General features: G+C 59.4%; 12 protein-coding genes and 2 pseudogenes. 6 read left to right on the forward strand and 8 right to left on the reverse strand.

Annotation, left to right across the window (positions count from 1 at the left end; translation table 11 throughout):
* Positions 1–40: 40 nt before the first annotated feature.
* From mksF to mksB, 3 genes are read right to left on the reverse strand one after another with little or no spacing between them, the layout of a single operon-like run.
* Positions 41–2,881: an Mks condensin complex protein MksF gene (mksF, locus tag PMI30_RS09225; protein WP_008011908.1), complete on the reverse strand. Its 2,841-nt coding sequence runs from the start codon at positions 2,879–2,881 to the stop codon at positions 41–43.
* Complete coding sequence (gene mksE / locus PMI30_RS09220) at positions 2,878–3,579, reverse strand: Mks condensin complex protein MksE (protein WP_008011910.1); 702 nt, start codon at positions 3,577–3,579, stop codon at positions 2,878–2,880. The genes mksF and mksE overlap by 4 nt, the downstream gene beginning before the upstream one ends.
* The gene (gene mksB / locus PMI30_RS09215; RefSeq protein WP_008011911.1) at positions 3,569–4,846 is read right to left on the reverse strand and encodes an Mks condensin complex protein MksB; all 1,278 of its coding nucleotides are present in this window, start codon (positions 4,844–4,846) and stop codon (positions 3,569–3,571) included. Before mksB ends, mksE begins: the two co-directional genes overlap by 11 nt.
* A 206-nt stretch (positions 4,847–5,052) precedes the next feature.
* On the opposite strand from mksB, the gene PMI30_RS09210 reads away from it, so the two are divergent.
* Together PMI30_RS09210 and rimI are read left to right on the forward strand one after the other, a co-directional pair.
* A complete protein-coding gene (locus tag PMI30_RS09210; RefSeq protein WP_008011913.1) occupies positions 5,053–5,793 on the forward strand; it encodes a hypothetical protein in 741 nt (246 codons plus the stop codon).
* Positions 5,786–6,238 (forward strand): ribosomal protein S18-alanine N-acetyltransferase, encoded by a 453-nt coding sequence (gene rimI / locus PMI30_RS09205; RefSeq protein WP_007896888.1) that lies wholly within the window; start codon positions 5,786–5,788, stop codon positions 6,236–6,238. The genes PMI30_RS09210 and rimI overlap by 8 nt, the downstream gene beginning before the upstream one ends.
* 95 nt (positions 6,239–6,333) lie before the next feature.
* On the opposite strand, the gene PMI30_RS09200 is transcribed toward rimI, so the two are convergent.
* A complete protein-coding gene (locus PMI30_RS09200) occupies positions 6,334–6,738 on the reverse strand; it encodes a hypothetical protein (protein ID WP_008011915.1) in 405 nt (134 codons plus the stop codon).
* 183 nt (positions 6,739–6,921) lie between these two features.
* Here PMI30_RS09200 and can point away from each other — a divergent pair, with 183 nt between their 5' ends.
* Positions 6,922–7,566, forward strand: coding sequence for a carbonate dehydratase (gene can, locus PMI30_RS09195; protein WP_007896890.1), 645 nt, complete (start codon positions 6,922–6,924; stop codon positions 7,564–7,566).
* A gap of 7 nt (positions 7,567–7,573) precedes the next feature.
* Here can and PMI30_RS09190 read toward each other — a convergent pair whose 3' ends face one another.
* Together PMI30_RS09190 and PMI30_RS09185 are read right to left on the reverse strand one after the other, a co-directional pair.
* Positions 7,574–8,098: an SET domain-containing protein-lysine N-methyltransferase gene (locus PMI30_RS09190; protein ID WP_008011917.1), complete on the reverse strand. Its 525-nt coding sequence runs from the start codon at positions 8,096–8,098 to the stop codon at positions 7,574–7,576.
* Between the two features lie 180 nt (positions 8,099–8,278).
* Positions 8,279–9,454 (reverse strand): hypothetical protein, encoded by a 1,176-nt coding sequence (locus PMI30_RS09185; protein ID WP_008011919.1) that lies wholly within the window; start codon positions 9,452–9,454, stop codon positions 8,279–8,281.
* Between the two features lie 279 nt (positions 9,455–9,733).
* On the opposite strand from PMI30_RS09185, the gene PMI30_RS09180 reads away from it, so the two are divergent.
* The 3 genes and pseudogenes from PMI30_RS09180 to PMI30_RS32190 all read left to right on the forward strand — a co-directional run.
* Positions 9,734–11,047 (forward strand): MFS transporter, encoded by a 1,314-nt coding sequence (locus PMI30_RS09180; RefSeq protein WP_008011920.1) that lies wholly within the window; start codon positions 9,734–9,736, stop codon positions 11,045–11,047.
* Between the two features lie 266 nt (positions 11,048–11,313).
* Positions 11,314–11,895: pseudogene (locus PMI30_RS32185) on the forward strand (PAS domain-containing protein); the annotation flags it as partial.
* A 156-nt stretch (positions 11,896–12,051) separates the two neighbouring features.
* Positions 12,052–12,483, forward strand: a pseudogene (locus PMI30_RS32190) (methyl-accepting chemotaxis protein); the annotation flags it as partial.
* A 34-nt stretch (positions 12,484–12,517) separates the two neighbouring features.
* On the opposite strand, the gene PMI30_RS09170 reads toward PMI30_RS32190, so the two are convergent.
* Complete coding sequence (locus tag PMI30_RS09170; RefSeq protein WP_008011923.1) at positions 12,518–12,889, reverse strand: helix-turn-helix domain-containing protein; 372 nt, start codon at positions 12,887–12,889, stop codon at positions 12,518–12,520.
* A 3-nt stretch (positions 12,890–12,892) separates the two neighbouring features.
* Entirely contained in the window at positions 12,893–13,195 is a 303-nt protein-coding gene (locus PMI30_RS09165) for a type II toxin-antitoxin system HigB family toxin (protein ID WP_008011925.1), read from the reverse strand.
* Positions 13,196–13,435 lie beyond the last annotated feature (240 nt).

The raw sequence follows: 13,435 nt of genomic DNA on the forward strand, positions 1-13,435 counted from the left end.
GAAGGCCGTCCCCTATGCCGATGGCTTGGATTAAGTCAAATCAGACCGCATCCAGCTCTGGCTCATCAGCTTGTACAACAACGGTAGCCTTCACCTCATCGTGACGACGGATGTACTTCCAGTCCGCCTCGTCGATGTAGATACCGTTCGGGCCGCTGCCGCCTTCCAGGTCGATAGCGACACTGGCGCAAACTTGCGGCTTCACACTCGCCAGGATCGGCACGAAGCCCAATTGCAGACTGGTTTCCAGCAGTGCTGCCTGGTTCTTCTCGTCGATGTCCGCCGCCTCATCGAGGTAGTACGGCAGGCGCACGCGGCCGGCCTGATCGCGGTCCATCAAGTGCAGCAACAAGTACATGTTGGTCAGTGCCTTGATTGTCATGGTGGTGCCGTTGGATGCCGCACCGTCGATGTCGGTATGGATCACCGGCTGGCCGTTGACCTTGGTGATCTCGAACGCCAGCTCGAACAGATCCTTGAGACCGAGCTGGTTGTGGTTTGCCGCCACCAGCCGCGCCAGGTATTCCTTGGCCTCTTCGTTCTTGTTGTCCTGATCGGCGCTTTGGCTCAGGTCGAAGACCGAAAGGGTTTCGCCTTCTTCGTACTGACCGGCGCTGTGGATGATCTGGTCAATGTGCTTGAGCGCTTCCTTGTTCGGCGCGAGCACGATGCGGAAGCTTTGCAGGTTGGAAACCTGACGTTTGTTGATCTCGCGGTTGAACAGCGCCAGTTGATGTTCGAGGCTGTCATAGTCGCTGCGGATGTTACGCAGGGTCCGGGCGATGTCGGTGACCGCCGCACGGCGTGCCTTGCCGAGGGTCAGGGCTTCATCGGTACGGTGTGCGTACGCATTGATCAGAAGTTGCAGGCGACGCTCCATATCGTCTTCGCTGTCGAACTTGGCCACGCCCTTGAGGCGAACCTGAGCGTACAGCGCATCGATTTGCCCGTCGCTGCGCAGCAAACCTTGCCAGCTATCTTGATAGTCATTGAGCAACGGCAGCAGGTTGTCCATGGAATCGTCGACCGGGTCCATGAACGGCGTGCCGAACGGCAGATCCGCTGGTAACAGCTGACGGCGGCGCAGGGCGTCGTCGAGGGTGCGTTGCTTGGCTTCCATGTCGCCGATCTGTCGCCCGACCAGTTGCAGCTTGGCCGACAGTTGCTGGACGCGTTCGGTGAAGGCATCGCTGGAACGCTTCAATTCTTCCTGAGCGGCTTCCATCTGCGCCAATTGCTCAAGCTTGTCGCCTTCTTCGGCGCTCAGGGTTTGCGCGCGGCGGAAGTCTTCCAGGGCTTTCTGCGCGTCCAGCACTTGCTGGTACAGGGCTTCGGTCTGGGTCTTGCTGGCCGCGCGGTCGGCTGCCACGGCAGCTTGAGTTTTCAGTTGCTTGAGTTCTTTGTCCAGGCGCTCCTTCTGATCGCGCAACGCCGCGCGGTCAGCCAGGGCTTGCAGGGCTGGCGGCTCGATGTGCGAGATGTCGATGGACAGGCCCGGCACTTCGAAGCGCTCGCCTTTGAAGCCATCAAGGATCAGTTCCATGGATTTGACCCACTGACCGTCCTCGTCCAGCGTAATGCCGTGTTCACCCAGTGGCAGGCTGAACAACGCGCTGTTGAACAGGCGCATCAGGCGCTCGACGTCCTGCTGCGAAAACTCTTCGCGCAGACGGGCGTAGCTGTTGTTGTCGGCGTGGTCGAGTTGCTGCTTCACCGATTTGAGGCGTTTTTCCAGATCCCGCAGACGCTCTTCGAGGTCTTCGGCGCTGAACTGGCGCGACTGGGCCAGTGCACCGGCCAGTTCGTCGTGCGCGTCCTTGGCGGCGAGCAGTTGCTGCTCAAGGACTTTGACGTCATCGACCAACGCGAAGCGATGCTTGAGCACCGACAACTCGCCGAGCCAGCGCTGGATACCGGTGATTTCCCGCTCCAGACGCATCAGCTCCTGAGTGCCGCCGCGTTGATCGTTTTGCAGCGCGTCCTGTTCGTTGCGATAGTGCTCGGCCTGAATCGTCAGCTCTTCCTTACGCGCACTGGCGTAGTCCGACCAGGTGCCGAGCAGGGAGTCGAGCAGCGGCGACAGGCGATGCAGTTTGCCGCGCAGGATATTGCGCTGGGCCACGCCTGCGGCCAGCGCTTCAACCAGCGGGCCGGCGGTGACGAGCGAGTTGTAGTCCTGCTCCATGCGGCGTACATCGCGGAACGCTTCTTCGCACGCGGCGATGTAGTCGACGCTGCCGGAACGCAGGCTGTGTTCGAAAGCATCGAGGAACAGCTGCTTGAGTTTGGCCGCGGTGATTTCGCGCATGTGCAGCAAGTTGATGAACAGGGCGCGGAAGGTCTTCAGGCTCTGCTCGCTGGTGGAGCGCAGCGGGATCAACGTCAGGTCCAGCGGAATCGAGGTGTGACCGCCGACCAGCAAACGACGCAGTTCATCCGGTTTGAGTTCGTAGGCTTTCAGGCCTTCGCGCTCAAGGTTGGTGAACAATTCTTTCTGACGCAGGCAGGTGTCGTTTTTCTGGTAATGGGCCAGATCCAGTTTGCCGGCGTAGGCAAAGAACTGGTGACCGAAACCACCGCCCGGGCCGCGGCCGACCACGCCGATTACGTGCGGGCCGTGGGGCAGGGAGACTTCCACCAGGATGTAACTGGTGTCCGAGGCGAAGTAGAAGCGCCGGGATTGCTCCAGGCTGTACTTGCCGAAACTCATGTCCGACATGCGCGCCAGGATCGGGAACTGCAAGGCGTTGATCGAAGCGGATTTACCGAGGTTGTTCGCGCCGTAGACCGACAAAGGTTCTTCCAGCGGGAACAGGCCGAGGCTGTAACCGGCGGTGTTCAAAAGGGCAAAGCGGCGAATGCCGTAGCGTTCCTTGCTCATGCGTCGGTCTCCTGTTCTTCGGCAATGGCACGGGCCATGGCGTCTTCTTCGCTTTCTTCTTCGAAGTCGCTGAGGTCCAGCGGATCATCGGTTTGCAGCAGCTTTTCGTCACTGTCGTCGTCGATCAGCACCGGCACCGGCAGAGGCAACACGCTGTGCAGGCTGGCCGCCAGATCGCGGTCCTGCTGAACCGACAGGCAGACGTCGAGGAAACGGTGCATCGGCGGCAGGAAACGGTAGATGCCGTTTTCTTCGCCGGCGAAACCGAGCTGGGTCATGCGGCGCATGATTTTTTCTTCGAGTTCTTCGACGGTCTGCACTTCGGCCTGGATAAACAGGTCGCGATATTTCTCCAGCAGCGATGGCAATTCATCGCGGCCGAGGCTGCCCCCATCCAGCACGGCGACCGGGTCGCGGCCCTGATCGGCCAGATGCTCGACGAGAATGAAGGTGAACAGCGCCAGACGTTGCGCGGTCTTGTTCACCGCCGCCGCCGCGAGGTCCGGGACGAAGTAGTAGAAACCGCGGGTGTCGCAGACCAGTTCAAAGCCCAACGCCTTGAACAACGTGCGGTACTGGTCCTGGAAGTTCGACAATTGCGCGTACAGCTCCGGGTCGCGGCGGCTGACGTGGTAGCCCTTGAACAGCTCGCGAAAGATCGGCGCCAGCTGGGACAGTTCGGATAGATCAAGATGCATGTGGGATGCTCGCAGAATCCTCGGCGGCGGTGTCGCGGGCCGAGAGCAGGGCGAAGGAGCGCAGGCTGACCTGATGCTCGTGAGTGTGGTAATCGCGGCGTTCCAGACGCTCGCGCTTGAAGCGTTTTTCCCGCGACAGGCGCGAGAACCAGTAGAGCAATTCGTCGGTGGCGCCGTTCGGTTCCTGCTCTAGCAGCCAGGTCATCAGGTCCGGCATCGGCAGGGCGTCTTCGCAGCGTTCGAGCATTTCCCGAACCGTGCGTGGCGCGCGCGGGGCTTCGCCTTTCTGGGTCTTGTGGGCCTTGGGGAAACGCGCCGGTTTCGGCTCGAAACGGGCCAGGGCATAAACGTAGGCTTCGACCTGACTGGCGCTGCCCAGGAACGTGCTTTGCGGACGGGTGAACATCGGCATCGCCGCTTGTGGCACCGCATCGATACCTTTGCGACGAATGGCCGACAAGGCCAGCGCCGCGCCACGGGTCACGGCGTTGTGGCGGCGGGCTTCTTCACGCAACGGCAGGAGCAGTTCGCGGGCGTGACGCAAGGTTAGCTGGGCGCTGGTCTGCATTTCGAGGATGCGCGCGTGGGTGCGCAGCAGCATGTCGTCGTCGACCAGATGGCCGAGGCGCTGCTGTTCGGAGAGCATCTTCAACAGGACCGTTTCGACCTTGCGCACGCCTTGTTCGAAGGCGCCGTCGGCGTTCACCAGTTCAATCATCGGCTCGACGTATTCGTCCCAGGTCGCCAGCACTTCAGCGTAGCGCTGACGCAGCGGGATCTGCCGATCGCTGGTTTTCGCCCGTTCGGCGACGGCCACCAACGCCTGTTCGTCGTTGTCGAGTTTTTTCAGCACGTCGCGCACGCGCATGTCGAGCAGGCGCAACTGGCGCGCCAGATCGTTGCCGTCGCGAATGTCGAAGGCGTCCTGAATGTAACCGGCCAGGCGCTCGAGATGACGCAAATAGGCTTCGATTTCCAGGCACAGGCCCAGACGGTGCTCACGGCGCAGGTAAGCGAGGAAGTCGTGGATCTGCGCGTTGAGCTCGAAACGGTTCGGGCTTTTCGCCACGGGAACCAGAATGTCGAGACGGATCCACACATCCAGCAGGCTGGTGATGTCCTGTGGCGTACTGTCGAGTTGCTGGGCGGCCAGTTGCGTGCGCAGTTCGTTGAGGCTCAGGGTGCCTTGGTCGAAGTGCTCGCACAGTGGCTCCAGAAGTGCCCAGTGTTCAGCGAGGGCGCGCAAGACGCGCTTGGGTTCGATCATCGGAATGGCCGGCTGGTTGGCGATTAAAAGTCGCGATTGTACTGCATCACGCCCGTTGCGATTCACTCTCGGGACGGACAGTTGGCTTTCTATCGATCAAGCGCGGGCGATCTTGAGCGAAGGGCGGTAGAATCAACGCACTTTAGTTATCCACAAGTGGCCGACCTTTGCTTATCGAGTCCCGTCGCCGCGCTTATTTGACCGCCATGCAGGTGGTCAACTGGCTGCCGCGCACCGAATTGCCCTTTGCTGCGCCCTCGCGCCCCGAACTGCTGGAGATGCCCGAGCCATTGGTCGTCACCCCGGTTGCGCCGGCTCCCGTGGCCGAGGCACCGATGGAGCCCGTGGTCAAACCGGCCGAACGGGTAAAAATCGAGGTGCCGCGGCCATCGTTGGCCAGCACCCGTACGAACGCCAAGGTCGAAGAAGAGGAGGCCCCGGTCGCGGTCAAGGCGCCGGTCGTTCCGCCACCGCGTTTCGCCCTGCAATTGCTGCGCGCAGGTCGTTGCCTGTTGCTGGTGGAGTTACCCACAGGCGAAAGCTTCCAGACTCGCGATCCAGCCTATCTGTTGCTCAAGGACATGCTGCGCGCCGCCGGTCTGCCGGACAGCCCGCAGATCGTCGGCGAGCCGGTGCGCTGGCCACTGCTGGCTCGCGGCACCATGGATCAAGGGCCGGAAGCGGCTCGGGATTTCGTACAAGGCTTTCTGTCGGCCCGTCTGGAAGACGCGCCATGCGTCTGCCTGTGGCTGATCGGCTTGCCGGCGGTGCGATTTGCCGGTGAGGCCAACGCCGAATCCTTCAACCGTGAACTTCAGGTCGAAGGCCTGGGTTCGGTCTGGGCCCTGCCGGGTCTGGAATTATTAATGGAAGAGCCACAGCGTAAGGCTGATGTCTGGCAAGCCATGCGTCGGCTGATGGCGCGCTGGAAAGAATCGAATGAGTGACGCTGTATCGTTCCGCCCGATGACCGAGGCGGACCTGGACACTGTACTGAAAATCGAATACGCGGCTTACAGCCACCCCTGGACCCGCGGGATTTTTCTCGATGGCCTGGGCAAGTACCAGATCTGGCTGATGTTCGAAGGGCAGCAGCAGGTCGGTCATGGCGTGGTGCAGATCATTCTCGACGAGGCGCATTTGCTGAACATCACCGTCAAACCGGAAAATCAGGGCCGAGGCCTGGGATTGACGCTGCTGGAGCACTTGATGTCGATTGCCTACAAGGCAGAGGCGCGGGAATGTTTCCTGGAGGTGCGCGACAGCAACCGGGCGGCGTTTCGGTTGTATGAGCGGTATGGGTTCAACGAAATCGGACGTCGGCGCGATTACTACCCCGCTGTTGGCGGGCGCGAAGATGCCGTGGTCATGGCCTGTACATTAGTGGATTGAGCCTTGAAAGCTTCGCGGGCAAGCCTCGCTCCTACGGGCCGAGAACCCGTAGGAGCGAGGCTTGCCCGCGAAGGCGTCCTCACTGACGACAACGATCAACGCTTGCCATCCATTGGATCGCGCTGCGCCATCTCTGCTTCGTCCAACCCATTGCCCCCGCCGATGTCGTCCTCATCGACAATGCTCAAATCCCAGTCCGCCTGGTCGCCTTCACCCTCTTCGTGGGCGTCCCGTGCGCCGTCTTCACGGATCAAGGTTTCCGGGCTCATGTCATCGTCGGTGGATTCATGGTCATCGGTCGAGCCGCCGGTCATGCCAGCTTCACGGACGCGTTCGTCGGGGATTTTCTGCGCACGCTCGCGTTCGGGGATCAAGTCACCGATTCTGGTGCCCGGTTCTTCCTCGTCGAAATTCAGCTCATGCACTGAGCCCATGCGGTCTTCGTTGTCATCGATGGGTTCGGGTTGCGCCTCATCGAACGGACGTCGTGAATCAGTCATGGCATTCCCTCATACTGTAGGCCTTACTACAGTTGACCCACTGGGCTTGCGAGAATTCCACCGGCAGGGAACGTCGGCTCGCCGTTATAGGCATCAGGGCATCAGGGGGTATCTGCATCGCGCACGTGACCCCGACAGGCGGTTGTCTGTCAAACCAGCGCATCATTATCGAGGCTTCATTGCATGAACGAATTACAAGATCTGATTGATAACAATGAGCGCTGGGCCGACGCGATCACCCAGGAAGATCCTGATTTCTTCGCCAAGCTGGCCCGTCAACAGACCCCGGAATACCTGTGGATCGGTTGCTCCGATGCCCGCGTGCCGGCCAATGAAATCGTCGGCATGCTGCCGGGCGATCTGTTCGTGCACCGCAACGTGGCCAACGTTGTATTGCACACCGACCTCAACTGCTTGTCGGTGATTCAGTACGCGGTCGACGTACTCAAAGTCAAACACATCCTGGTCACTGGCCACTATGGCTGCGGCGGTGTACGCGCCTCGATGCAGGACCGTCAGTTGGGCCTGATCGACGGTTGGTTGCGCTCGATTCGCGATCTCTATTATGAAAAGCGCGACGAACTGGCCAAGTTGTCCACCGAAGAAGAGCGGGTCGACCGCCTTTGCGAGCTCAACGTGATCCAGCAGGTGGCCAACGTCGGTCATACCAGCATTGTGCAAAACGCCTGGCACCGCGGCCAGAGCCTGTCGGTCCATGGTTGCATCTATGGCATCAAGGATGGACGCTGGAAAAGCCTGAACGCCACCATCAGCGGTTTCGAACAGTTGCCGCCGCAGTACCGTTTGCGTCCGGTCGAAACGTTGTAAGAGCCTTTCAGCTGGAACTTCGTCGACGCCAGTGTTGAAAAAACTGTTCTCCATTGGCGTTCGGCGACTCGTCATAGCCGATGATCCAGCCACGGCAGCAGGGACAACTGCAGCGGCAAGCGAACTGCCGCTGCAGTTTGTCTTCTGTCGCGGCGAAATCCATCGTCAGTCGATCACCTTTTTTGATGTCCTTGAGTGCCCATAACCACAGCTCGCTCATGTCCAGAAAGACGTTGGGGTCGCAGGAGTGGCTCAGCAGACCGCAGAAGCGCGGATCGTAGAGGTGGATTCCTGGAGCCAGTTGCCGAGTGTGTCGGCAGCGATAGGGCAGCAGATGTCCGGAAACCCGACAGATTCGGCTGATGCGCGGGAACTCGCGCAGTGCCACGACAGCCATTGCCGATCCCTGGGTGTTGTCGATGATTTCAAAGTCGTCTTTGGAGGGGAACCCAAGGCGAAGGGGCAATTCTACAAACGGATAGATGCCATTTGATGGTGGTGGGGGTATTGCTTGTTCTGCATGGGCTCTCATAACAATCCTTGTCAGTCGAGTGCTACGACCGCCGTCTACTGACATCCTGTCAGTCCTGCAGCACATGGGTATGCCCCAAGCCTCTCGCAAATGAACCAATTGATCTACTGTCAGATATGACAGGCGAAAAAAGCTCTTTCCCGCGTCAGCCATGGCTCACGCGAGAAAGAGCTTTATCGTTTACAAGTGTGGAGCAGGGGCGGAGGAGGTCACAAGGGCTGGACTCTTCAACTGTTTCAACTGAGATTTGACCTGCGCTGTCGAGCACTTGGCCACGGCCTGTTCAGGCGTCAGGTTGCGGATCGAGGTGTAGAACAGTTCGCAGGTTTTTTCTTTCTGGGTCACTTGCCAGGTCTGAGTACAGCTTTTCAGCTGAACGGTAGGGTCAGTGCCCGGTTTGCTGCCCATCCCGGCCTGCCAGCACGCGGCGCTCAAATCCTGCCCCATGACTTTCAGCCCCGCAGCATCGGCCTTGGCCTGGGCATCGCTGCCGCTATAGGCCTCGGGATCGGCGGCGTACCAGATGTAGCTCGGGTGGTTGGAACCCAGTACTGGCACCTTCACCCCCTCGCTCGGGCTGATGGTTGCCAGGCCCAGCACGTCCACGGTCTGTCCGTATTGTTGCTTGATCCAGTTACGCACCGGTGCGCCGAAGGCAACCATTGGCAATGCAGCGCCGCTGGCGTTCTGGCTGACTTCCTTGACCATGGTGGTCTGGTAGTCCTTGAAGTAGCCGTAGACGCCCTCCAGGTCCTTGCCGGCGCTGGACGGTGCGGCAATTGGCGCGATGTCGATGATGGTCTGATAGCCCGGTGTCTGGTCGGCGGGAATGCCGTTGTTCGTCAGCAGCGCGGCCCAACGGTCGGTGGTCTTGGACTCCAGGTAATCCTGGGCCTGGATCAGGGAATAATCCGGCGGGAAGTGCAGCAGTTCGACGCTTTTGCGGTTTTCCAGCGCCATGCCCAGCGGCAGGAACAAGTACCAGTTATAGGTCCATTTGCCATCGGCACTCAGTTTGCTGGCGCCGTTGTAAGCCAAATCCCCAGCCTGGAGCAATGCGGTCAGTGGTTTGTCATAGCCTTTGGGCACACCGCTGATAGTGGCGTAGAGCTGCTTGTTGTCGGTTTTGACCACTACTTTTGCGGTTTTGTAGCCATCGCGTTGTACGCTTTGGGTCAGGTAATGCTCGACGGTCTGCTCCAGCGTCCAGTTGCGAAAGCAGATGACGTTGCAGTTGTTGGGATAGGCGAACAGTCGAGTAACACGTTCGGTACTGCCCAGATTCAGATCGACATCGGCGTGGACGGCGGTACTCAAGGTGAGTGCGGCCAGGGTGAGTCCTGCGAGTTTCAACATGCTCAGATCCTTTTCAGCGTGAGCCCTCGGAGGCGGGGCGAGTACATACTGAAACTACTTGTATCGTATGGTCTAGTACCCAGATGAAAAGATCGCCAGTCTGAGAGCAGCCTTCATCCGGGAAAGCATATTTCGCCGGGACGTTGGCAGTGAGGGATGGAAGAGGGGGCAGTGGTGACGCTGTTTGGGTGTTTGGGACCAGGGCCTGACGGGTTGTCCACAAGCGCATTTGCGTAGACCATGGGCGCCTTGGTTTTTTGCCTGCCAGAGTTCTTTTCCATGACTGCCAACACCGACGCACGCCCGGCGCCCTTCACCCGCTCGGACTACAAAACCCTGGGGCTTGCAGCCCTTGGTGGCGCGCTGGAAATCTACGACTTCATCATTTTCGTATTTTTCGCGCTGACCCTCAGCCAACTGTTTTTCCCTCCCGAAATGCCCGAATGGCTGCGCCTGCTGCAAAGCTTCGGGATTTTCGTCACTGGCTACCTGGCGCGTCCGTTGGGCGGAATCCTGATGGCGCATTTCGCCGATCGACTGGGGCGCAAGAAGGTTTTCGGCCTGAGCATCCTGATGATGGCGTTGCCATGCCTGCTGATCGGGATCATGCCGACCTACGCCCAGATTGGTTATTTCGCACCGCTGTTGCTGTTGGCCCTGAGGGTCCTGCAAGGCGCGGCGGTGGGCGGTGAAGTGCCGAGCGCCTGGGTGTTCGTCGCCGAACACGCGCCGATCGGGCATCGCGGTTATGCCCTCGGTTTCCTGCAGGCCGGGCTGACCTTCGGTTACCTGATCGGCGCCTTGACGGCGACTTTTCTGGCTCAGGTGTTCACCCCGGCGGAAATCCTCGATTACGCCTGGCGCTACCCGTTTCTGCTGGGCGGTGTGTTTGGCGTCATCGGTGTCTGGTTGCGTCGCTGGCTCAGCGAAACCCCGGTGTTCATGGCAATGCAGGTCCAACGAGAGGCCGCTGTGGAACTGCCGCTGCGCACGGTGCTGCGTGAGCACCGTCTGGCGATGCTGCCGGCGATGATCCTCACCTGCGTGCTGACCTCGGCCGTGGTGGTGTTCGTGGTCATTACCCCGACCATGATGCAAAAAACCTTCGGCATGAGCGCCAGCCATACCTTCGCCCTGAGTGCCTTGGGCATCGTTTTTCTGAACATCGGCTGCGTACTTGCCGGGCTGCTCGTCGACCGCATCGGCGCCTGGCGTACGGTGATGCTGTATAGCCTGCTGCTGCCTCTGGGTATCGGCGTGCTCTACACCTGCCTGATCATTGAAAGCCGGTGGCTCGGTTTGGCCTATGCGGTGGCCGGCCTCGGTTGCGGGGTCGTCGGCGCGGTGCCGTCGGTGATGGTCAGCCTGTTTCCGGCACGGATTCGCGTCTCGGGGATTTCCTTCACCTACAACATTGCCTACGCCATCTGGGCGAGTATCACACCGCTGCTGTTGATCGGCCTGATGCCATGGAGCCCGTGGATTTGTGTGATCTTCTGCGCGGTGATGGGGGCAGTGGGCATCAGCAGTGCGGTGTATTTCGGCTCGCGAATGCCGCGAACCGGACGCTGTTCGGTGGTCGGTGCAGTATAAGGGGGTTCGTTGTGCCACTATTTTTGTAGGACAACCCCTAAACGCTCTTCAGAAAATATCCACAAGGCCGATGGTTAGGCTGTATGTCGCTTTCTATCCCTGTCCATCGGTGCTTTCCCATGTTCAACAAACGCTTGAAGCAGGAGCTGTCGGCTCTGCGCGAAGAACTCTCCAGCCTTCAGCAAGTCAAGGAGAGCCTGGACAGCGAGATGCTGGCCCTGACCCTTGATTCCGATGGCAGGATTCAATCGGTCAACCAGAACTTCATGGGTGAGATGCTCTACAAGGGCAATGATCTGGTCGGCCGGCACATCGAAGACATCGTCCCCGTCCATGTGAAGTCGGACGAGTTTCACCGCCGCTTCAAGACTGCGCTGACCCGTGGCGAGCACTTTGCCGGCACGATTCGTCTGTTGCGTGGCAACGGTGCCGAAGCCTGGCTGCGGTCGATCATGCAACCGGTGCGGTCCTCGGATGGCCGGGTCAAACACTTCTCGATTTACTCCAGCGACCTGACCCGCACCATTGAGGCGTCCCGTGAACATCAGAACCTGATCGGCGCCCTGGTGCGCTCGACGGCGGTCATCGAGTTCGATCTCAATGGCAACGTGTTGATGGCCAACGACCGCTTCCTCAGCGGCATGGGTTACAGCCTGGCGCAAATCCAGGGTAAACATCACCGCACCTTCTGCGCGCCAGAGGAATACAACAGCGCTGAATATCAGAACTTCTGGCGCCGCTTGAACGCCGGCGAGTTCGTGGCTGATCGCTTCAAGCGCGTCGACAGCCACGGTCGCGTGGTCTGGCTGGAGGCTTCCTACAATCCAGTGGTCGACGCCAACAACAAACTCTACAAAGTGGTGAAGTTCGCCACGGTGATTACCGATCAGGTCAATCAGGAACAGGCCGTCGCCGAAGCGGCCAACATCGCCTACAGCACGTCGCTGCAAACCGACAGCAGCGCCCAGCGCGGTACCACCGTGGTGACTCAAGCGGTGGACGTCATGCGTGACCTGGCCAAACACATGCAAACCGCCGGTGAAGGCATCGAGGCGCTGAACGAGCAATCATTGGTAATTGGCACCATCGTCAAAACCATCAGTGGCATTGCCGAACAGACCAACCTGCTGGCGCTCAACGCGGCCATCGAAGCGGCTCGCGCGGGTGAACAAGGTCGAGGTTTTGCCGTGGTGGCTGACGAAGTCCGGCAACTGGCCTCGCGCACCAGCCAGGCGACCGATGAAATTGTCGGCGTCGTACGCCAGAACCAGGACATGGCGCGCAACGCCGTGGCCCTGATGACCGATGGCAAACTCCAGGCCGAACAGGGGCTGGCGCTGGCAGCGGAGGCGGGCACAGTGATCGTCGAAATCCAGGACGGTGCGCAGAAAGTGGTGAACGCGGTCGGGCAGTTTGCCAATCAATTATCGACTTGATGCCCTGCATCCGGTGTCGGTAGCCCTAAAAAGATCAGGCCTGCTTCACTGGCTTGATCAGGCTTTCGGCTGGTATCCCGAATAGATCATGAAGCTTCCAGATCATCGGAAGCGTCAACGCACGCTTACCGTTGAGCACTTCATAAACCCGGTTTGTCCGGCCAATGGCAGGTGCCAGATCAGCCGCGGACAGACCGGACTGCTCCATGCGAAATTTGATAGCGTCGATCGGGGTGGGCAGATCGACAGGAAACTGCTTCGACTCATAGGCCTCGATGAGGGTAATCATGATCTCGAAGTAATCGCCTTCGGGGGTACACGGCTCAGGCTCATTGTTGAATAGTGCAGATACGTTCTTGAGGGCTGCACGGTAGTCCGCGTCGGTGTGAATCGGATGAATGTTCATGGGTTATTCCATTTCGATGGTATCAGCGTCGATCCCATCGTATTGCTTGTGGGTGCCGACAAATTTTATGTATACGGCGCCGAAACGGTAGGCCACCGCGACTACTAGCCGAAAGTCATTGCCCTTGATGTTGAACACGACTCTGCGGCTTTTGAGAATGCTGGCGGTGGCAAAGTGCGCCTTGATGTCAGCAGGCGTCTTCCAGTCCGCTTTCCTTGCTTCGTCAATCCAGGCCAGGAAAGGTTGTTCTGAGTCCGGGTATCTCTCCCAAAAACTTTTCATGTGGCTGATGGCGATAATTCTCATGGCGTGATCCTAGTCCCGTGGTGGGACTTGTGCAAGTTTGTGGCGAAGTAGCCGACATGTGGGGAGTAAATTCGCCTCCTGTAATCAGGCACTCCCGATAGCTGATCTGATGAGGTGGATGAACAAGACGAGATAAAAATGGTTTCCACACTCTATCCAAGGGATAGCAGTTTGAGGGTAGGAAAAGGCTACACGAGAGACTTGATCAGGATTCTTCACCAATAAAAAAAGGCCTACCTC

Origin of the sequence: Pseudomonas sp. GM50, from assembly GCF_000282375.1 — a bacterium.
GTDB lineage: Bacteria > Pseudomonadota > Gammaproteobacteria > Pseudomonadales > Pseudomonadaceae > Aquipseudomonas.